We start from the raw sequence: 22,733 nt of genomic DNA on the forward strand, positions 1-22,733 counted from the left end.
AATTTTACTATTTTAATAAATTAGAACATAAAAAATGACTATACTTCAATGATAATGAATTGAATATAGTCGTCGGTTGCGCTACTAACTCCATACATCCAAAGCGCCCATATACTGGATGTACTTCTTTGTTACTCTATATAAAAATTTAACTTTAGTATATTATACTTTAGCATAATATAACCAGTCAACACATGTTGGAAATTTTTTCAAATTATAATTACTTATGTAAATAATAAATGCACCTACATTATAAAAATGAGGTGCATTTTGTTAATTAGAATAATACACTAACTGATTCGTTAGCAAATATTTTCTTTATAGCATTTCCAAATAATGGAGCTACTGTTTTAACTTTTATTTTATCTATTTTCTTTTCTTCTGAAAGTTGTATAGTATCAAGTACAATTAATTCATTTATTGCTGAATTATCTATTCTTTCTATTGCTGGACCTGATAATACACCATGAGTACAACAAGCGTAAACTTCTTTAGCACCGAATTCTTTAAGGGCATTTGCAGCATTTACTATTGTTCCTGCTGTATCTATCATATCATCTAATAATATAACATTTTTACCTTTAACTTCTCCAATTATATTCATTACTTCACATACATTAGCCTTAGGTCTTCTCTTGTCTATTATAGCTATTGGAACTTCTCCGTTTAAGCTATTAGCAAACTTTCTTGATCTAGCAACACTTCCTAAGTCTGGAGAAACTACTACTAAATCTTCTATGTTTTTTTCATTGAAGTAATCAGCTAATATATTTCCACCTTGTAAGTGATCTAATGGTATATCAAAGTATCCTTGAATTTGTGCAGCATGTAAATCCATAGTTAATACTCTGTCTGCTCCAGCAGCTGTTATAAGATTAGCAACTAACTTAGCTGTGATTGGATCTCTTGATTTCGCTTTTCTGTCTTGTCTAGCATATCCGTAGTATGGTATAACTGCTGTTATTCTACCAGCAGATGCTCTTCTTAATGCATCTATCATGATTAATAGTTCCATTAGGTTATCATTTACTGGACTGTTAGTAGATTGAACTACGAAAACGTCGCACCCTCTTACTGTTTCGTTCATGTTTAAACATATTTCACCATCACTAAATGTACCCACTTCACAATCTGATACTGGTACACCTATAAAATCAGCAATCTTTGATGCTAATTCCTTAGATGAATTTCCTGCAAGTATTTTGATTTCGCTTCCGCTAGTATTCATTGGTATCCTCCCGAAAATTTAAAAACTATGATATATTTATTAATAAATTTTAGGCTAATCTTTAGTCTAAAATAATAAGCTAATTATTTGTTACCTTTTGAGTCTTTCTTTTCTACCCATCCTTCTTTTACTACCTGTCTTTGTCTTGCTATTGCTAATGATCCTTGTGGAACATCATCAGTTATAGTAGATCCTGTAGCAATGTATCCCTTCTCTTCTACTGTTACAGGCGCAACTAGGTTAGAGTTTGATCCTACAAATGCTCCATCTTTTACTACTGATTTAAATTTATTTTTTCCATCGTAGTTTACAAATACTACTCCACAACCTATATTTACATTCTTGCCAACATGGGCATCTCCTATATAAGAAAGATGTGATGCTTTAGAGTTGTCTTCTATAGTAGCATTTTTAACTTCTACGAAGTCTCCTATTTTAACATTATTTCCTATATTACTCTTTGGTCTTAGATATGCATATGGACCTACTGTAGTATTTTCTCCAACAGTACTATCTATTATTGTTGAACTTTCTACTTCTGTATAGTCTCCTATTGTAGAATTTGTTATACTAGAATTCATTCCTATTACACAACTTGAACCTATTTTTGTATTTCCTTTTAACATAGATCCAGGATATACTATTGTATCATTTCCTATTTCAACATCTGATTCTATATATGTTGAGTTAATATCTATTATAGTAACTCCATTTACCATATGAGATTCATTTATTCTTCTTCTCATTATTTCCTCAGCTTTTGATAATTCAACCCTTGAGTTAACCCCCATAAGTTCCTCTATTGTTGAACCATTATAAGCTCCTACTTTTTGACCTTTATCTCTCATTATCTTGATAGTATCTGTTAAGTAGTATTCTCCTTGAGCATTATTATTATCTAATAAATCTAGAGCTTGTCTTAGGCTCTTTCCATCAAAACAATAAATTCCTGAATTTATTTCTTTTGCCTTCTTTTCTTCTTCATTAGCATCTTTTTGCTCTACTATTTTTAATAAATCTTCATTTTCATCTCTTATTATTCTTCCGTATCCTGTTGGGTTTTCAACTTTCGTTGTTAGAACTGTTGCGTGATATTGATTTTCTATATGATAATCAAATAGTCTTTTTAAAGTTTCTTCTTTCACTAGAGGTGTGTCCCCACAAAGAACTACTATTGTGTCATTATCATTTATATATTCTTTCGCCATTTTAACAGCATGACCAGTACCTAATTGTTCTGTCTGCATTGCTATCATACTATCTTGCGGTATTTGAGTTTTTACAGTTTCTGATCCGTGTCCTAATATTACAACTACGTCTTCGACACCAGATTTTTTAGAAACATCTATTACGTGGTTTACCATTTCTTTACCACATACTTTATGTACAACTTTTGGATGTTTAGACTTCATTCTCGTACCTTTGCCTGCAGCAAGGATTATAGCTTTAAAGTTCATATCTCCACTCCATTCATTTTTGTTTTATTCTCTATATATTTATATGTATTTATTTTATGTAAATTTACTTGTTTGTATACAATGTCTTTAGTATCACTAACTAATATAGCATCTTTTTACAAAAAAGTATAGATTTAAACAAAAATTTTAAATACAAAAAAGAGCCGAATAGTTCGACTCCCAATAATTTATTTTATATTTATAATTTTATTTTATAATTATTCAGCTGCAACTTCTAGTTGAGCAACTGCTTCGTGGTATGCTTTTAAAACAGAATCTTCTAATACTTCTCTCATCTCAGCATTTATTGGATGTGCGATATCTCTAAAGTTACCTTCTCCAACTTTTCTACTTGGCATAGCTATAAATAGCCCATTATGCCCCTCTATTACTTTTATGTCATGTACAACAAATAAATTGTCAAAAGTTAATGAAACTATACATTTCATTTTCCCCTCATCAGTTATCTTTCTTACTCTTACGTCAGTTATCTTCATATCCCTATATCCCCCTTTTAATTTTGACAAATTAATATATTTATAATATTAGACTGTTTTTTATAATAATTCTAGGAATCTTTACAATACCCTTCTTATTTTTATAAAATTTATTATTTTTTGTAGGATTATTCTTCGTTGTCTTCTTCTAACGTATCTATGTCTTCAATTATGCCTTCGATCTCTTCATTTTGGTATTCATACTTGAATGTTTTTAAGTTTGGTTTTACTATTATATTTTCCCCATCTACATCTAATTGAATTAATGATATGTAGTCTTTTACCATTTTTTCTTCTGGAGTTATTGTTGATATAAATACTCCTGTCCCAATAACTTCCGCACCAAACTCATTCATAAGGTCTACCATTCCCTTGATAGTTCCTCCACCTCTCATAAAGTCATCTATAAGTATAACTTTACTGTTTGGCTTTAGCGCCTTTCTTGGTAAACTCATACTTTCTACTTTTTTAGAGTTATGACCACTTACATATGTCATGCTAAGCGTCGGACCTTCTGATACTTTTATGTCTTTTCTTATTATAACAAGCGGTAAATTCATAGCCTTTGCTGTCATTAAAGCCATAGGTATTCCTTTAGTCTCCATTGTAACAACATAATCAGCATCCGAATAATCTATATTTGAAGAAAATATTTTTCCTATTTTAGAAGCGATAGTTGGATCATATATTAAATCGATTAAATATAAAAATCCTCCTGAAAGTATTCTTGATGAATCACTTATTTTTTCGCATAGTTCCATTAAAAATTCTTCATTTTCTGCTTTTGATGTTTTAGGTATGTATTTAACTCCTCCAGCTGCTCCTGATATAGTTATAACTTTACCTAATTCTAGCTTTTCAAATACATTTTTAACAACTATTAAATCTTCACTTATAGTAGATTTTGCTGCGTTAAATTGATTTGTAAAATGACTTAATGTAAATATATTGTTTGGATTATCAGATAGTATCTTTACTATTGCTCCGATTCTCTCAGTTCTTTTAAATTTCATTAAATTTCCCTCCTACAATTGTAGTTGTATCCTTTGTAAACTAAGTAATGCACAACAATATGTATTATGATATAATATTTGTTATGTTTTGATTAGTTTATAAATATATTATATATGTATGTAGTTTAGTATATGTATATTTATGATAAAATATTGAACATTTTATTATTATACCACATATATAGTTCATATTGTAGAACTTAATTAAAAAGAAAGGTGGTTTTGTTATGAAGATACATTTCATTGGAATTGGCGGTATCAGTATGAGTGCTTTAGCTGAAATATGCCTTAATAAAAATTATAAAGTGTCTGGTTCGGATGCTAACGAATCGTACCTTTTAGATAAACTTAGATCTCAAGGTGCAGAAATTTTCATTGGTCACAAAAAAGAACATATATCTGACGATATAGATATGGTTGTTTACACAGCCGCTGTTCATCCAGATAATGAAGAGCTTGTAGCTGCTAAAGAAAAAAATAAACTTACTATGAATAGAGCTGCTTTCTTAGGTCAAATAATGAGAGAATATAAAAACTCTATCGCGGTTTCTGGAACTCATGGTAAAACTTCAACAACTTCTATGCTATCTACAATATTTGAGTATGCAGATTTAGACCCAACTATATTAGTTGGAGGTAACTTAAGTGTTATAGGTGGTAATGTTAAAATAGGTAGTTCTGATCACTTTATTACAGAAGCCTGTGAATACGTAGACAGCTTCCTTAACTTTAACCCTAAAATATCTATCGTTTTAAATATTGAAGAAGATCACCTTGATTATTTCTCTGGTATAGATGAGATAAAAGCTTCTTTCAATAAATTTGGTAAATTACTACCTAACGATGGATACTTTATAATAAATGGTGACGATGAAAATACATCAGATATATTACATGATGTTAAAGCTACTGTTATAAAATACGGAAGAGAAGCATCTAACGATGCAATAATAAAAAACATAGAATTTAATGAACAAGGGTTTGGAATATTCGAATTAGAGTACAAAGGTGAAAACCTAGGTAAGTTTGAATTAGCTGTTCCTGGACTTCACAATATATATAACGCATCTGCTGCTATACTTACAGCGTTTGTTTCTTCTATAAATCTGGATACTATAAGAAAGAATATTCAATCTTATAATGGTGTTGGTAGAAGATTTGAGGTTAGAGGTAATTACAATGGTGCATTAGTTGTTGATGATTATGCTCATCATCCAACTGAATTAAAAGCTACATTATCTGCAGCTAAAAAAATGAAAAAAAATACTTTATGGTGCATATTCCAACCTCATACTTATACTAGAACAAAGTCTCTTTTAAATGAGTTTTCTGAAGCCTTCTATGCTGCTGATAAAGTTATAATAACTGATATATATGCAGCTAGAGAAGATGATCCAGGTGATATACATTCAAAAGATTTAGTAGAAAAATTATACCAAAATCATGTAGATGTAACTTATATAAGTAGTTTTGAAGATATAGAAAAATATCTTCGTGAAAATGTTAAAGATAACGACTTAGTTATAACTGCTGGTGCAGGACCAATATACAAAGTTGCGGAAGCATTAGTACAAGAATAATAATAAAAAAGTATGGTAAATAATTTACCATACTTTTTTATTATATGCATTTTTTAATCTTCTATTTTGAATATTTCTTCTTTTATATAATCAAATAGTGTAGGTGTAACCTCATAGTAAGATATTGCTTTTCCTGAAGTTATCTTTATATAATCTTTGCTCATAGTTTCTACTTTAGCGTCATAATGCTCACCCTTTATTTTTATCGTAAAGTCATACTTACTTCTCTCTTTACTCTTTTCTGGTTGAACTTTACCTACTATTCTTTTTGCCCCCATTTTATAAGCAAGGTCATCAAATTTCCACTTATGAATATTTTTAGTATCATCTTTGTAGATTACCTCTACATTTTTCCAACCCTTATATTGCTTAATAAAATCAAATGATGTATATATACTTTCATCTATTAGCTTATTAAATTCTTTCTTAGTTGCCACTGGAATCTTATAGTACTCTTCTCTATTAACTGTATAAACTCTAAAATAATTAAGATCTGTAGAAAATCTTACTCCGTCATCTGAATATCCATTATATACTGGACTAAATGATTCTGGATTTCTCACTTTAGCAAATTCACTAAATAATACTTTTATTTCACCCCAATAAGTTTCTTCTATTTTTACATTTTCTACTTTAGAATCAGACACATATATCTTCTTCTTTGAACTTATTTGACTTATAAGTGATCTTGTATCTTCCTCTTGCTGCTCTTCTATATTTTTAGTTTGTGTACTAGATTTCTCATCTATTGATCTTCCTATTTTAAATGCTATAAAATATACGACAAAAAATAATACAATAGCACCTATAATCCAGAATTCTTTTTTTATTTTCCTTTTCTTAGCCATACAAATTCCCCCTAAGGTTATATCATTATAAAACTATTATATTACTTTTATCAACATTTTTTAAGATGTAATTATTTTATATCACTATTTCCTAGGCAATTTTTGCAATCTTCGACACATGGCTCAACATGAACTGTTATTCCTTTTACAAATTCCATATCATTTATTATACGCTTTTCTAGCTTATGAGCTATATCGTGCCCTTCTATTACTGTTAATTTACCGTCTACGCATATTGTTAAATCTATGTATGCCATAGCTCCATGTTTTCTACTTTTAAGTTCCCCTAATTTTCTAACACCTTCTGTATTTTCTGCTATTTTTATTATTTGATTCGACTGTTCTTCATCTATAGATAAATCCATAAGTTCATTTACTGAATTTCTTAATATATCAATTCCTACCTTTGCAACAAATAATGCTACTACTATTGATGCCACTGGATCTAATGCTTTAAATCCTAACATAGAACCTCCAATACCTACAAATGCCGCTACTGATGACAAAGCATCTGATCTATGGTGCCACGCGTCCGCCTTTAAAGCAGGTGAATTGATTTTGTTTGCTATCTTTATAGTTATTCTATATTGATATTCTTTTATAAGTACAGATATAACAGACACTATAAGCGGTAATACTGTTGGTATTTGAAGTTTATCTAAATTAAGTAAAGATTTAAATGCTTCTACCCCTATTGTTATAGATACAAATATTAATAGCAATGATAGTATAAATGATACCAAGGTTTCAGCTTTTTCATGTCCATAATTATGCTCTTTATCTTGTGGGGTTGCTGATACATAATTACCTATTAATACACCTACCGAACTTACTATATCTGATGCCGAATGAAGACCATCTGCTATCATTGCATTAGATTTCCCTAAAACTCCTGCTATTATTTTTATTGCTGTTAAAATTACATTCCATATTATTGCCTGTATGGTTACTTTATTTGCTTCGTCATATCTAGTTTCCATAACGTACCTCCCTATTTCTTTACACAAATTAATTATATCCATTGTTACTTACTTTGACGCAAAAACTTATTTTTCTATGAAAATGGATACATTTTACTTTTAATACTAATTATCAATACTCCTAAAATGAAAAATCACCTAGCCTAGGCTAGGTGATTTGATAAGTATATTATACACTATCTCTTATTATGCTTCTTTTATTAACTCAGTTACCATTACAGCAGAGTTTATTAAATCATCTATTGCTATATACTCTTCTAAAGTATGAGCATTTTTCATACCTATTCCTAAGTTAATAGCTTTTATTCCGTTTTTATTTAATATATTAGTGTCACTTCCTCCACCTGTAGAAGCAGTTTTTCCTTCTATATTCATGTTAGAGAAAGCTTTTTTTGCAAGTTCTACTATCTCATCATTTTCATCTATATTAAATGGCGCATATGCTCTTGTTGTTTGTATTTCTATTTTTGCACCAAATTCTTTAGCAGCTTTTTTAAATGTTTCTATCATATGATTTGTTTGTGCATCTAATTTTTCTTCACTTAAACTTCTAGCTTCTGCAACTATCTCTAACTCTGGCATAACTATATTTGTAGCTATACCACCTTTAACTATACCTATATTAGCAGTAGTTTCTTCGTCTATTCTTAATAAATTCATATTTTCTATAGCTCTTGAAGCTACCATTATAGCACTTACTCCGTTTTCTGGTTGAAGTCCTGCATGAGCTGGTTTTCCTGTTATCTTAACTTTTATAGCATCCTGTGCGGGTGCTGTTATTATTATTTCTCCTGGAGATCCGCCACTATCTAAAACAAATGCTAAGTCTGCATTAACTTTAGAGTAGTCTAAATATTTAGCTCCATTTAATCCGCCTTCTTCCCATATAGAGAATACTACTTGTATATCTGAATGGTCTATATTATTTTCTTTTATAACTCTTAAACCTTCTAATATAGCTGCTATACCAGCTTTATCATCAGAACCTAATACTGTAGTTCCATCACTTTTAATTATTCCAGCTGCCTCATCTATTATAGGCTTTATTCCTTCTCCTGGACTAACTGTGTCCATATGAGAGCTGAATAATAAAGTTCTTCCTTCTTTATTCCCCTTTAATGTAGCTATTACATTTCCTGTTTCGCCACCTGCTTTTACACCAGCATCATCTATTATAACATCACAGCCTATTTCTTCTAGTTTTTTAACTAAAACTTTTGCTACTACGCCTTCTTTTGAAGATGGGCTATCTATTTGTACTAACTCTAGAAATTCATCTATAACTCTTTGTTTATTTATCATGACATTTCCTCCCAAAATTTAGTATATATCTATATATTTTAGAGTAATATCTCAATATTATCAATAGATATAAAATTTAATTTTTACTTTACTATCCTTCTACTTCTAGAATCAATAAAACATAGCCAATATCCTAGATTATCGTTTCTAGTATCACAAGGTTGGTAAGTGTTAAACCCTGTACGCCCTTTGTCTGGTTGTTCGTGTTTATTTCCTGGAACTGCATAAACATAATTTTTTCTCTTATTATATTCATCATATTGAACACCAAATAAGTAATGTCTATATTTATAAGAATTCATTACTGTATCACTATACATTGTATAATTTAAAGTATTTACATATCCTAAATTTGGCATTGTATATCCACATAATGTAACTGGATTTACCTCTATTTTCCACCATCTAGTATCTTCTATATAATCAGACACAAAAGGCTTAACTTCTCTAAATAATTTTAATCCTTTCTTAATTTGTCTTGGCATTAACAATGCACCAGCTGACTTAGATTCATATTTAGGTGTTTGTTGATATGCCTCATATGAATTCTCATAATTTTTTTTAGGATTAACTTTATCATTTTTATTTTTGCTATTTATTTTACCCTTTTTCTGCTCATAAGGAAGATTTGCGCTAGCCTCTGTACTATTTTCTACAATATACTCTACCTCGTCTTCTACTTCATCCTCTATTTCATATTCTTCTTCATCAACCTCTTCAAATTCCTCTACTTCTTCATAGTTATTTTCTATATCTTCCTGATATCTACTAAGCTGTGCCTCATCTTCTTCTTCATCTATTTCTATATACTCTATTTCTTCATATTCGTCAAAATCTTCGCCGTCCTCTACTTCTATATATTCAATTTCTTCATACTCTTCAAAGTCTTCTTCTTCATCAATACTGTCGTCCCCTGTAAATAGTATTTCTTCATAGTTTTCAATTTTATTTCCTTTAAATCCTATAAGAGGAACAGTTTTTTCATATAACATTGCTATTCCTTTTATTTCTGCATCACTATTTTCTAGATTTAATATAAACTCACCTTTTCCTTGTTCACTTACTACTATGTTTCCTAAATCTACAGTGTCATAATCACTTTGTATCGCAACTACTCTATATCCCTCTTTAACGTACTTAAGGTTCTCGACATATAGTGCCACTACAGACTTTTCATCATTTATCTCTACTTTTGCAAAAGCTTTTGGTAGAATACGCTCTTTATATCTAAAGTTCATATCTTTAGCTTCAAGAATTATATAATCTCTTTTAAATTTTCTTTTAGAAGCCACTCTAATCCCCCCCTTAACATAATTTCTCTAAATAGTATATGATTAATGGGTATAAAAAAGTACCTTCTATTTTGAAGGTACCTTTGAGTTTACGATATTTGAAAGAGTAGCAAATTCTTCTATACTTAGAGTTTCTCCTCTTCTTTTTTCATCTATATTAGCTTCTGCTAAAACTTCTCTTATTTCATCTTTGCTTAAAAATCCTAATCCACTTAGTGAGTTAAGTAATGTTTTTCTTCTTTGACCGAAAGATGCTTTTACAGTTTTAAAGAATATTTCTTCATTATCTACAGGATATTTTATTTCTGGTCTGACATGAAGTCCTATAACTGTTGAATCTACATTTGGTTGTGGTATAAACATATGTCTTGGAGCTTTTGCAACTATTTCTGTTTCACAATAATACTGAACTGCTACTGATAAAGCTCCATAATCCTTAGTTCCTGGACCTGCATTCATTCTATCTGCTACTTCCTTTTGAACCATAACTACTATATCTGTAACTGGTATGTCTTCTTCTAAAAACTTCATAACTATTGGTGTAGTTATATAGTAAGGAAGATTAGCTACTAATTTAACTGGTCCTCCATTTAGCTTTTCCTTTACTAACTCTTGTACATCAACCTTTAATATATCTTGGTTTACTACCTCTACATTTTCAAGGTCTGATAATGTTTCACTAAGAATTGGTATTAAAGATTTGTCTATTTCTATAGCTACTACCTTATCAGCCACTTTACCCATTTCACGAGTAAGCGTACCAATTCCCGGACCTACTTCTATTATGTTATCTCCCTTAGAAAGCCTTGCTCCATCTAAAATTCTATCTATAACATTATCATCTATTAAAAAATTTTGGCCTAATGATTTAGAGAACTTAAATCCGTGTTTTTGAACTACATCTTTAGTAGCTCTATGTGATGAAAGTCTATCCATTCTTTTTCTCCTTTGTTCTATTTATTTTTTATCTTATAAAGTCTCTAGAGCTTTTTCAAATTCTTCTCTACTTACTCCATAGTTATTTAATCTATTTAAAAATTGCTTAGCATTTCCGTATCCTATACCAAGTATTTTTCCAAGCTCATCACGTCTATGTGATGCATCTTCATTTCCGATAAGCCCATTTCTTATTAAATCCACTTGAGAAAACTCATCTCTTTTATCCGTACTTTCTGTTCTTACTTTTTCAAGTGCAGCTATTATACTTTTAGGAGTGGCATTTTCAATACCTATATCTCCATTTTTTTTAGCTTCTTCTCTTGGTAAAAATGCATGTTTGCATCCTGGTACTTCTGCTGCTATTTTTTTTCTTATTTTCTCTCCTGCAAAATCTGGATCTGTAAATATTATTACTCCACATCTTTCTTGAGCTGCTTTTATACGTTCCATAACTCCTTTAGGGAATCCAAATCCACCAGTAGTTATAAGTTCTGCCTTAACTGCCCTTTTTACTGCTGTAACGTCGTCTCTTCCTTCTACTACTATAATTTCTTTTATCATTATAAAATCACCTTTTTACTTATTTTAGAAACTCATATCCTTATATTTTAAGGTTTTTATAAAATTTTAGCAATAATTATATTATTGCCATTTATACTTACATTTGTAACATACTTTTTAAAATAATAAAATAAGGCCAGATATAACCTCACCTTTATCAACCTTAAAATCCTAGGTTTAATATTAGCTTAAATCATATTTGACCTTTTTTACATTATATAATTAGGTTATTTTTAATATATATCGAACCTAACTTAAATTTTTATTTAAAGTTATATTTAGTGACAATAGACTCTCTTCCTGTTGATTTATCATTAAAGTACTCATTTAAACATATCCCTAAAAATCCACCAGCAACATTATAAACGTCTTTAAATCCTAATTGTTGTAATGCTAATGATGCATTATAACTTCTTTGAGCACTCTTACAATGTATATATAAAGCTCTATCTCTAGGTATTTCATCTATTCTATCTCTTAACTGGCTAAGAGGTATATTTATAGCACCTTTTACATTTCCCTGTTCATATTCATTTTCTTCTCTAACATCTATTATACATTCACCTTGTTCCACTAAATCTCTAACTTGAGTAACATATACTTGCTTAAACTTACCATCTAATAAGTTAGAACCAACATATGCTGCGTGATTAACTACATCTTTAGCTGTTCCAAAAGGAGGTGCATAACATAGTTCTAAATCGGTTAAATCATCTAAAGTTCCACCGAACTTTATTACTGTAGCAATTACATCTATTCTCTTATCAGCAGTTCCTTTGCCTATAGCTTGTGCTCCTAATATTCTTCCTGTTGGAACCTCATATATTAATTTAAAGTGCATAGGAGAAGCATCTGGCATTAATCCTACTCTATCCGGAGGTATAACTCTTACAACTTCATATTTTATATTTAAATCTAAATCTTTTATTAATCTTTCATTTAAACCTGTAGAAGCTGCATTATAATCAAATACCTTTATAACTGATGAACCTATAAATCCAGTATTTTTTATAGACATTCCATTTATATGATTTGCTACCGCTCTTGCTTGCTTTTGAGCAGGTCCTGCTAGAGCTAACCTAGTTACCGAATTGGTTAATGCATGATGAACCTCTATAGCATCTCCTACAGCATATATGTCACTATCATTTGTCATATAATTTTGATCTACCTTAATAGCTCCAGTATCACCAAGCTCTATTCCAGATTCTACTGCTAATTTGGTTTCAGGTGACACACCTATAGCCATAACTACTACATCTGATTCTATTCTTTTACCCGAACCTAGCACTATAGTATCTTTTTCAAAAGAATTAACTCTATCCCCTAATACTAAATTAACACCATTGTCATCTAGTACTTTATGTAAAATTTGAGCCATATCATAGTCAAATGGTTTCATTACTTGATTACCAGCTTCTATTAATGTTACATTATATCCTGCTTCTTTTAGGTTTTCAGCAACTTCTACACCTATAAATCCTCCGCCTATTACAGATACATTTTTACTTTTTATATCTTTTACAAAATAATTTAATTTTGCTATATCTACTACATTTCTTACTGTAAATAAATTAACTTTATCAATTCCTTTTATTGGAGGAACTATAGCTTTAGCACCTGGAGATAATATTAACTTGTCATAAGTTTCAGTATATTCTTTTCCGGTTATTACATCTACTACCTTAACTGATTTATTTTCTCTATCTATAGAAATAACCTCATTATGTACTCTTGCATCTATTCTATATTGTTTAAAGAATTTTTCTGGGTGCATAAGTACTAAATCTTCATGACTTTCTACTGTTCCACTTAAATGGTATGGTAAGCAACAGTTAGAAAATGAAACATGAGGACCTTTTTCAAACATAATTATTTTATCATTTTCGCCTAATCTTCTTAATCTTGCTGCAGCTGATGCTCCACCTGCAACTCCCCCTACTATTAATATCTTTTTGCTCACAGTAACATCTCCCTTAATACTAGTATTTTAATAATTTTATTTTACTATATATATAATTTGCTATGTAATAAGGATTGGTTATAGCTAGATAGAGGTTGCTTATACCTTAGATTCTTGCTTATATTAATTTGACTAGCATATCAAAGTAAAATATAATATTTTTATTATAATATTGTAGGATGTGATTACATGAATCTTGACCACTTACGTTCATTTTATATGACTGCTAAGTATAAAAGTATCTCCAAATCAGCTAAAGAACTACATTTAACTCAACCTGGCTTAAGTATGCAAATACAAAATCTAGAAAATGAAATAGGTGTAAACTTATTAGAAAGAAGCTATAGAGGGGTAGAACTTACTGAAGAAGGGAAAATAGTTTTTGATTACGCTGATAAAATGTTATCTTTAGAAGATAATTTACAGATTCATCTTAAAAATTTACAAGGTAAGAGACAACCTCTATTAATAGGTTCTTGTAAAAGCATTGGCGAATATGCACTACCTTGCAGTATATATACATTTAAACAAATCTATGAAGACATAGAAATATCTCTTGAATTAAATAATTCTGATACAGTAATAAATGAATTAAAAGAAAAACATATAAATATTGGAATAATACAAGAGTCTAATATTGATAATGAGATTATTTCAATACCTATACTATCTGACAGATTGGTTTTAGTAGGTGGATATGATCAAGACATAGATAAAGTTACACTAGATGAACTATTAAGTTTACAACTTATTTTAAGAGAAGAAGGTTCTGCAACTAGAAATATTTTAAAAAATTATTTTAAAAGTAGTAATTTAGATTTTGAAAATTTAAATGTTATTTATTCTCTTAATTCCCAAGAAGCTATTAAAAATTCTATTTCTCTACAAAAATGTTTTTCATTTTTGCCTGAAGTCTCTATAAGACAAGAACTTAGATCTTCTAATTTAAAAAAGATTGATGTAAGTGGATTTAATATAGAATTTAATTATTATATTGCTTATCGAAAGAACTATACATTGACTAAATATGAAAAAATTTTTATAGATTTTTTATCATCTCCAAAGAGATGTTTTTGCTATTAAATTAATATAAATTTTATAAGGGTATATTTGAATATGAAAGTTTTCAAATATACCCTTAATTTTATAAGTTTTCTACTAATTTTATACCTTCCATAAGCATCTTAGTTCCGCCTCTGCCTTTAGAAATTGATATTAAATTAATACTTTCTAGTTTTGTAAGTATTGTTCTAACTTCTTGTTCTGAAAGATTAATTCCATATTTTTTTGATTTATCAGATATAGCTTTACGCCCTATCGATAGACTATTTTTATGAGCTTCACTTATTGATTTTAATACAAATAAGTACTCTTCTATTCGGTTTCCAGAAATTCTTTTTAATTGTTCTAATTCAGATACAGCTTTTATATTTTCTACATTATTATCCGATTTTCGTCTCTCTTTAAATGAAACTGGCAAATCTTCTTTTTTTATTAGTTCATCTCCTATATAGCAAAAATATTCTACATAATTTCTAAGTTCTCTTATATTGCCTTCCCAATTGTGATTTTTAAACATTATCATAACTTCTTTTGAAAGTTTAAAATTACCACCAAACTCATTCATAGCCTTATCAATTAATAAGAATATATCTTCTCCTCTATCTCTAAGGGGAGGTAATTCTATAGGTAGTGTACATAGCCTATAATATAAATCTTTTCTAAATTTACCTTTATCAACTAAATCAGAAATTTTTTCATTTGTTGCTGCAATTATTCTTACATCTACATTTATTAGTTTATCCCCACCTAATCTCATTACTTCTTTTTCTTGAAGAACTCTAAGTAACTTTATCTGAAGCATAGGGCTCATAGCTTCTATCTCATCTAAAAATAATGTACCCTTATGTGCAAATTCAAACAGCCCTAGCTTTCCACCTTTTTTAGCTCCTGTAAAAGCTCCATCATTATATCCAAATAATTCACTTTCAAGTAAATTATCAGGTATAGCTCCACAGTTTATAGCTAAAAAGGGATACTCACTTCTTTTAGATTCATTATGTATTGCGTTGGCAAAAAGTTCTTTCCCTGTCCCACTTTCACCAGTTATTACTATTGATGCATTTGATGTTGCCATTTTTTCAGCTAGATTTTTAGTTTTTTCAATAATTGCAGATTTACCTAAAATATCATCAAAGGTATATTTTGCATAATGACCTTTATTAGATAATTGAGCTCTCATTTTAAGCTGTTTATTTTCTTCTTCCATAAATTTTTGTAAAATAACAAAAGCTCCCATATATTTATCCATTCTTATAACAGGTCTCACGGATATAACTATATCGACATTATTTATTTTTATTAGTTTATGATTTATTTCTTTCATATTTATTTTAAAATCTTCAAATGGTATCTCTTTTAAGCATTCCTTAGCATTTTGCCCTATTATATCTTTGCATTCAAGACCAATTATTGATCTTGCTTTTTTGTTATAGGCATAAATGTTATTGTTCTCATCAACTCCGATTACACCCAGTTCTAGAATTTCTAGAAGAATATAGAAGTTACTTTCAAGATATATAGATTTATTAAACAAATGATCTATACTATAATTTGACCTAGGTAAACTTTGAAAATATTTCTTGAAATTTTCCATCTCTAAATAGCTCTCTAGATTTAACTTAAGTGCAATTTCAACGATTGTATTTATAGATAAAACTCTATCACCTATATCAATTATTTCTTTATTAAAATTATTAGTATATCTAGTTTCTCCTGGTGTTATAACTATATCATAATTAGGCAAATAATCATCACTTGAATCATATGGAATAAATTTAATTTGATTTATACCTAAATCCGTTAAATGAGCAATAGTTTCTATAGACATTCTTGGCGTTATATTTACAACTAATGCCTTTGTACCATCTGGAACTGATTTTAGTTTTTCTAGACTTTCTTTAGCTATAGTTCTTTCTATTATAACCGTATCATTTTGTTTAGATAATTTAGACTTGGCTATAACATCTCCTCTAAAAGAACAAGTAGTAACTACGTATAAATCATGATTTACCTTATCAAATCTTTGTTTTTCTCCTACCCACATAGTATCTAACTCTATTGTATCTCCAAACAAATTAGATAAAATTTTTTCATAAAATAAAGCTGCTTCTTTATCATAAGTTACTATACATACTTTTTTCTTCATAAATGCCCTTTCTATAATTAAAATATAATTTTATTATACCTTACCCATTTACATAGGTTCAATGTGATACTTCTTCCAAAATAAAAGTAAAAGGGTTCATATATAAACTATATGAACCCTTTCAAACTTTACTATTACTTGCAATTATTTTTATTTAGCCAATGAGGAGTAATTGGAGTTAATACCTCACATCCATCTTTAGTAACTAAAATCATATCTTCTATATTAAACCCACCAAATCCTGTCATATAAAATGGTGTCTCTATACAAATAACCATACCTTCTTCTAGTTCTCTATTTTCATTTATTGAAACAAATGGAGCATCTGCAGTTTGAGGTCCCATACTTATACTATGTCCTAAATGCCCTCTTTCATAGAACTTATAATCTGCCTTAACATGATTAAATCCTATTTTAAATAATTCATTAAAAGTTAGACCTGGCTTTATAGCTTCTATCATTAACCTTTGTGCTTCACAAAGCTTTTCCTTTATTTCATATGCTATAGGATGTGCATCTCCTACAATCCAAGTTCTAGAAAAATCTGTTGTATAAAAATTAGTATCTCCATTTACACCACCATCAAATTTTACTATGTCTCCATTTTGTATTTTTCTATCTATAGACCTACAAAGTCTTCCTGAGTTTTTACCAGCGCAGAAAGAAGACCATCCACTTGGTAAACATATACCCGATTCCATTACCTTTTCACAATAAATATCAAATAGTTCTCTTTCAGTTCTTCCTATCTCTACAAATTGACTTGTATAATTTAATGCTTCATCTGCAACTCTTGCAAGCTTTCTGAAATATTCTATCTCATCATCTTCTTTTACTGATCTAGACTCTAAAAACAAATTAGATATATTAACAAATTTAGCTTCTGGTAATCTTTCTTCTAGTGATTTGTAATAGTTAACAGGTAAATAATCTAACTCTAATCCTACTGTTTTGTTTTGTAGTCCAAGTTCTTCTATTGTCTCAACAACAACATCTAAAGATGTAACAAATCTAGGGTTTAATTCTACTTCTTCATTAGCAATTACTTGTTCAAGAGTTTTTGCTCCAACCCATGTACTATATTTCTTAACATCACAATCCATGTAATCTGAAAAAGCCTCTGATTCAAAATCCATTCCTATCGCTACTGGCTTAGTATCTTCGTTATTATCTAAAATTACCACTGCAAAGTGTGGTTGTCTAGATACTGTGTGTTGATGTGAAGAATATGCTGTTATATAAGTAAAATTCTCTGGAGAATTTACTATAGCACCATCTATATTATACTTTTTAAGTATTTTTTTTATTTTACTAGTCTTTGGTTTCATGATAATCTCTTCCTTTTTTTATATGGTTTAATTTATTTTAAAATTAAATACTACATAGGATAGAATAATGGTGCTCCTGGACCTAATGGTAAATTTAAGAAGTACCATACTATAAATAATACTATCCATCCTAATAAAAATGCTATTGAGTAAGGTACCATAGTAGTTATTAATGTCCCTACTCCAGCTTTTTTGTCGTACTTTTGACAGAATGCAACTATTAATGCGAAAAATGGCATTAATGGTGCTATAACGTTTGTACAAGAGTCACCTATTCTATAAACAACTTGTGTTAATTCTGGAGATAACCCTATTCTCATAAACATCGGTACAAATATAGGAGCCATTAAAACCCATTTAGCAGAATCAACTGCTATAAATATATTTATTATCGCAGTTAACACTATGAAACATATTATTAATGGTAAACCTACAAATCCTGTCTTTTCTAAAATTTGAGCTCCGTTAACAGATATTATTGTTCCAAGATTTGAATAGTCAAAGTACTTTATAAATTGACCTGCAAAGAATATAAGAACCAAAAATCCCGTTATTCCTCCTATACCTTTGACCATTAACTCTATTATATCTTTATCATTTTTAACTACCTTTGCTCCTATTCCGTAAAACATTCCTGGTACTAAGAATACTCCACCCATTATAGGGATTATACTGCTCATAAATGGAGAACTTAAAACGCCCCCTGTTTCTGTATCTCTTAACACCCCATTTTCAGGAATTACTAAAACTAATATAAGTACAACATATAATAACAGTGATATTAACGCAAATTTCATTCCTCTTTTTTCTAGATCAGTTATATCATTAACTACTTTCTCTTCTTCTTTAGCTTTATACTCACCTAATCTTGGTTCAACTATTTTTTCAGTTACATAAGTAGCAACTGCTGTTATTAAAAATGTTGATACTACCATGAAGAACCAATTTGAAGTTGGCTGAACTAAATAATTAGGGTCCAACATATGAGCTGCTTCAGTAGATATACCAGCGAACATTGGATCATTACTACCTATTAGTAAGTTTGCACTCCATCCTCCAGAGACCCCGGCAAATGCTGCTGCTAGACCTGCTATTGGATGTCTTCCAAAACTCATAAATATTATTGCTCCTAATGGAACTAATACAACGTAACCTGTAGATGATGCTATATTTGATACAATACCTAATAATACAACCATTGCTGTTACGTATTTTCTTGGAGTTACTTTCGCTATTTTTCTTAATCCTGCTGATAAGAATCCTGTTCCTTCTGCAACACCAACACATAAAATTACCACAAACACTGGTCCTAATGGGAAGAATCCTGTAAAGTTACTAATTACATTAGTAAACATAAATCTTATACCATCTGGCGATAGTAAGCTTTGAGCTGTTACAGTGTTCTTAACAATTTCTCCTGTTGCAGTATCTACCGCATCATAGGAAACACTTACACCCATATTACCCATGATTGCTGATACTGCTATTACTAAAGCACTTAATATTATAAATATTGTAGCAGGATGAGGAAGAGAGTTACCCACTCTCTCCACTGTATCTAGCGATCGTAGTACAAAACTTTTCTTTTGTTTTTTCATTCCAGCTTGCATTTTAATCCCCCTAATTAATTTTTTATTTTATTTAAAGACCAAGAACCGCTTCTTTTAGCTGATTCATTGCTTTTTCTAATAATAATCTTGAACAAGCAACATTAAGCCTCATATATCCTTCGCCACCTTCTCCGAAGCTTCTTCCGTCATTTAGCCCTAATTTGGCTTTATTTATAAAGAAATCAACTAAATCATCTCCATCTAACCCTAAATCCTTACAGTCAAGCCACATTAAATATGTACAATTGGGTCTATTTGGCTTTATTTGAGGTATATTTTCTTTACAGAAATTAATAATGTAATCTATATTTCCTTCTAAATATACAAGTAATTGTTCTAACCATTCTTCTCCATGTTCATATGCTGCCATGTTAGATACTAAACTAAAACAATTATTTCTCTTAGAATCTAATCTTCCTTGAACATCTTCATACTTTTCTTTTAACTCAATATTTGGGAATACTGTTGTTGATACTTGTAATCCAGCTAAGTTAAAAGTTTTTGTTGCTGATATACAAGTCATAGTATTTCTTGCAAACTCTTCTGATATAGAAGCCATTGGTATATGCTTATTTCCCCAAAGCATTAAGTCTGAATGTATTTCATCAGATATAACCATAACTCCATTATCTAGGCAAATTTTTCCTACTTTAGTTAACTCCTCTTTTGTCCAAACTCTACCTACTGGATTGTGTGGATTACAAATTATTAAATACTTTGCACCCTGTTTAGCTTTTTCTTCTAAATCATCAAAATCTATATAATAATCTCCATCTATTAAATTAAGAGGGTTATATAATAACTCTCCTCCCCAATCTTCAACTGCTGTGAAAAATTCTGAGTACACAGGTGGCTGTACAATAACCTTTTCCCCTCTTCCTAAAAATTCTCTCATAAAGTGGCACATCATAGGCATTACACCTGTTGAATGAGACATATATTTTATATCTATATCCCAGTTATTCTTTTTCTTTTGCCACTCTTTTACTAATTCGAAATATCTTTCTGGTCTTGATGTATATCCAAACATACCTTGATTAGCTCTATATATCATAGCATCTATTATTGGTTGAGCTGTTTTTAAATCCATATCTGCTATCCAAAGCGGTATTATATCTTTCCTTCCAAATTTATTTGCTGCTTCATCATGTTTTGCCGAATAGTTTTTGCTACGATCCATTATTGGATTAAAATCGTAAATCATAACTATACCTCCTTAAAATTTTTTATACTATTGTTTTAAGCAATATGTATGCCAAATTTACATCTATGAAAACATTTTCATTTTATTGTATAATAAATTACACTCTTATACAATACAACAATGTTAATATTTAAACATTATGCGACATCTTTCTATAATTTAGTATATTAAAATTATTTTTTTACAATAATTGGATATTATTATAGCTAGAATATTTCAACCATTTTATGGAAATTGGTTGTTTTATATGGTTGATTTTTAGGTTACTTAATAACCATTTCAGTGTAGATACCCTTAAAATAAGATAATTATATCTAGTATTAATTTAAACATAAAAAAGCTGACTTATATTTAATATAGAAGCCAGCTTTTTTATGTTTAATTACACTTTTTTATTTTCCTTAAAAATATAATAAAAATATTATTTTAATAAAAATCTATCGTTATAGTTTCATTATTAGATATATTCTTAAAAAAATTAATATCATTTTTATTTAAATTATTTATAATAATTTCATATCCATTATGTTCACATATGAAATAAGGATCTACATCATTTTCTTTATAAAAATAAATGCTAAACCATTTTAATTTATTTTTATTTAAATAACCACTTATTAAAAGATTTACTATATTTTTATCTTTTTTTACTTTAAAAAATATTTGGTTATGATTTGAGTTAATTTCAGTTTCCTCTTCTTCTAATACATTCAACTTTGACCTTATTTCACTAATTACTTCTAAGTCATCATTAAAACAAGACAATTGAATAACGTCACTTTCTTTAATCAATTTTTCAACTATTAAAGGGAAAAATGACCAATCTATAGGGATTATATCTGTATCATATTTAGAACTTATATAAACATCATAGATATCCTTTTTTATTTTATTAGTATATATATTACAATAAGGATCTGGAACATTATCATGTACACATTGTTCAACTACTTCATATGCATCATGTTTTAAATTTTTAAAATAAATACTTTCTTCATCCTTATTAATGTCTATTAAAGCAAATTTAATAGTATTATTACTTAAAGAACTTATAGCTCCAGGTTTTATTATTTTATAATTTTCGTGATTTTCTAAACATTCAAGATGATTATCTGCGATTAATAGATAATCATGACTATTTATATTTAATATTTGTTCTTTTTTTGAAAACTTCTCAATAGAATTTTCTGTTATTATAGTTGTTAAACTATTACCTCCAAAGGAGTCTGAGTGTTCATAATTTGAATGTATCATAAAAATTTTTTTACCAAATAACTCAATTGACTTAGATAATGGTAATTCTTTAATTTTACTTAATTTATCATTTCCCAATTTTTCTAATGTCCATAATTCATGTGATTCTTCTTCATCAAAGAACAAACAATCATCATGATTATAATTGATTAATTCATATTCTTTATTACCCATAATATTTATAAATCTTTTGTCATTCATAACTATATCAAATACTTCGCATGGATTAGGCCCATCTTGAACAAAATCACCAAGATTTAAAATATAATCTATATCATATTTTTCTTCTATATATTTTAAGAATTTTCTTAGTGAATGAATATTAGAATGAATATCAGAAATAATGCATATTTGACCCATATAATATAGTTCCTCCTTTTCTGATTAAAAATACCTTATCATTATATAAGAATAATATTTTTATATATTTTTACAATATATAGTGTGTAAATGGTTATTTCTTAGACCT

General features: G+C 29.1%; 18 protein-coding genes and 1 riboswitch. Of the genes, 2 read left to right on the forward strand and 16 right to left on the reverse strand.

The features are described 5' to 3' along the window. Positions 1-62: 62 nt before the first annotated feature. A riboswitch (cyclic di-GMP riboswitch) is annotated at positions 63-143 on the reverse strand. A gap of 134 nt (positions 144-277) precedes the next feature. The 4 genes from JNUCC81_RS17950 to purR form a co-directional block, all read right to left on the reverse strand. Continuing rightward, positions 278-1,228: a ribose-phosphate diphosphokinase gene (locus JNUCC81_RS17950; protein ID WP_208332531.1), complete on the reverse strand. Its 951-nt coding sequence runs from the start codon at positions 1,226-1,228 to the stop codon at positions 278-280. Between the two features lie 83 nt (positions 1,229-1,311). Further along, complete coding sequence (gene glmU, locus JNUCC81_RS17955; protein WP_454094703.1) at positions 1,312-2,685, reverse strand: bifunctional UDP-N-acetylglucosamine diphosphorylase/glucosamine-1-phosphate N-acetyltransferase GlmU; 1,374 nt, start codon at positions 2,683-2,685, stop codon at positions 1,312-1,314. A 218-nt stretch (positions 2,686-2,903) separates the two neighbouring features. Further along, positions 2,904-3,182: a septation regulator SpoVG gene (spoVG, locus tag JNUCC81_RS17960; protein WP_042278076.1), complete on the reverse strand. Its 279-nt coding sequence runs from the start codon at positions 3,180-3,182 to the stop codon at positions 2,904-2,906. 128 nt (positions 3,183-3,310) lie between these two features. Beyond that, complete coding sequence (gene purR, locus JNUCC81_RS17965; protein WP_454094704.1) at positions 3,311-4,195, reverse strand: pur operon repressor; 885 nt, start codon at positions 4,193-4,195, stop codon at positions 3,311-3,313. Positions 4,196-4,422: 227 nt separating this feature from the next. Here purR and murC point away from each other — a divergent pair, with 227 nt between their 5' ends. After that, positions 4,423-5,775, forward strand: coding sequence for a UDP-N-acetylmuramate--L-alanine ligase (gene murC / locus JNUCC81_RS17970; protein WP_454094705.1), 1,353 nt, complete (start codon positions 4,423-4,425; stop codon positions 5,773-5,775). 53 nt (positions 5,776-5,828) lie between these two features. Here the strand turns inward: murC and JNUCC81_RS17975 are convergent, their stop codons facing one another. The 7 genes from JNUCC81_RS17975 to JNUCC81_RS18005 form a co-directional block, all read right to left on the reverse strand. Continuing rightward, positions 5,829-6,623, reverse strand: a complete 795-nt coding sequence (locus tag JNUCC81_RS17975; protein ID WP_454094706.1) for a hypothetical protein — start codon at positions 6,621-6,623, stop codon at positions 5,829-5,831. 71 nt (positions 6,624-6,694) lie between these two features. Continuing rightward, positions 6,695-7,603, reverse strand: a complete 909-nt coding sequence (locus tag JNUCC81_RS17980; protein WP_454094707.1) for a cation diffusion facilitator family transporter — start codon at positions 7,601-7,603, stop codon at positions 6,695-6,697. 186 nt (positions 7,604-7,789) lie between these two features. After that, positions 7,790-8,905 (reverse strand): M20/M25/M40 family metallo-hydrolase, encoded by a 1,116-nt coding sequence (locus JNUCC81_RS17985; RefSeq protein WP_454094708.1) that lies wholly within the window; start codon positions 8,903-8,905, stop codon positions 7,790-7,792. Positions 8,906-8,988: 83 nt separating this feature from the next. Beyond that, a complete protein-coding gene (locus tag JNUCC81_RS17990) occupies positions 8,989-10,197 on the reverse strand; it encodes a hypothetical protein (protein ID WP_454094709.1) in 1,209 nt (402 codons plus the stop codon). 66 nt (positions 10,198-10,263) lie between these two features. Beyond that, a complete protein-coding gene (gene rsmA / locus JNUCC81_RS17995) occupies positions 10,264-11,133 on the reverse strand; it encodes a 16S rRNA (adenine(1518)-N(6)/adenine(1519)-N(6))-dimethyltransferase RsmA (RefSeq protein ID WP_454094710.1) in 870 nt (289 codons plus the stop codon). A gap of 33 nt (positions 11,134-11,166) precedes the next feature. Next, positions 11,167-11,697 (reverse strand): ribonuclease M5, encoded by a 531-nt coding sequence (gene rnmV / locus JNUCC81_RS18000; protein ID WP_454094711.1) that lies wholly within the window; start codon positions 11,695-11,697, stop codon positions 11,167-11,169. A gap of 262 nt (positions 11,698-11,959) precedes the next feature. After that, on the reverse strand, positions 11,960-13,660 hold the full coding sequence (locus JNUCC81_RS18005; RefSeq protein ID WP_454094712.1) for an FAD-dependent oxidoreductase: 1,701 nt from the start codon (positions 13,658-13,660) through the stop codon (positions 11,960-11,962). A 189-nt stretch (positions 13,661-13,849) separates the two neighbouring features. Here JNUCC81_RS18005 and JNUCC81_RS18010 point away from each other — a divergent pair, with 189 nt between their 5' ends. Next, the gene (locus JNUCC81_RS18010) at positions 13,850-14,743 is read left to right on the forward strand and encodes a LysR substrate-binding domain-containing protein (RefSeq protein WP_454094713.1); all 894 of its coding nucleotides are present in this window, start codon (positions 13,850-13,852) and stop codon (positions 14,741-14,743) included. Positions 14,744-14,804: 61 nt separating this feature from the next. Here the strand turns inward: JNUCC81_RS18010 and JNUCC81_RS18015 are convergent, their stop codons facing one another. The 5 genes from JNUCC81_RS18015 to JNUCC81_RS18035 form a co-directional block, all read right to left on the reverse strand. After that, the gene (locus tag JNUCC81_RS18015) at positions 14,805-16,868 is read right to left on the reverse strand and encodes a sigma-54 interaction domain-containing protein (RefSeq protein ID WP_454094714.1); all 2,064 of its coding nucleotides are present in this window, start codon (positions 16,866-16,868) and stop codon (positions 14,805-14,807) included. 134 nt (positions 16,869-17,002) lie between these two features. Further along, a complete protein-coding gene (locus JNUCC81_RS18020; RefSeq protein ID WP_454094715.1) occupies positions 17,003-18,196 on the reverse strand; it encodes a M24 family metallopeptidase in 1,194 nt (397 codons plus the stop codon). Between the two features lie 50 nt (positions 18,197-18,246). Then, positions 18,247-19,806, reverse strand: a complete 1,560-nt coding sequence (locus tag JNUCC81_RS18025) for an AbgT family transporter (RefSeq protein WP_454094716.1) — start codon at positions 19,804-19,806, stop codon at positions 18,247-18,249. Between the two features lie 31 nt (positions 19,807-19,837). After that, on the reverse strand, positions 19,838-21,010 hold the full coding sequence (locus tag JNUCC81_RS18030; RefSeq protein ID WP_454094717.1) for a MalY/PatB family protein: 1,173 nt from the start codon (positions 21,008-21,010) through the stop codon (positions 19,838-19,840). A 426-nt stretch (positions 21,011-21,436) separates the two neighbouring features. Continuing rightward, on the reverse strand, positions 21,437-22,624 hold the full coding sequence (locus tag JNUCC81_RS18035) for a metallophosphoesterase family protein (RefSeq protein ID WP_454094718.1): 1,188 nt from the start codon (positions 22,622-22,624) through the stop codon (positions 21,437-21,439). Positions 22,625-22,733: the final 109 nt, after the last annotated feature.

The sequence above is a fragment of the Faecalimicrobium sp. JNUCC 81 genome (assembly GCF_053667625.1).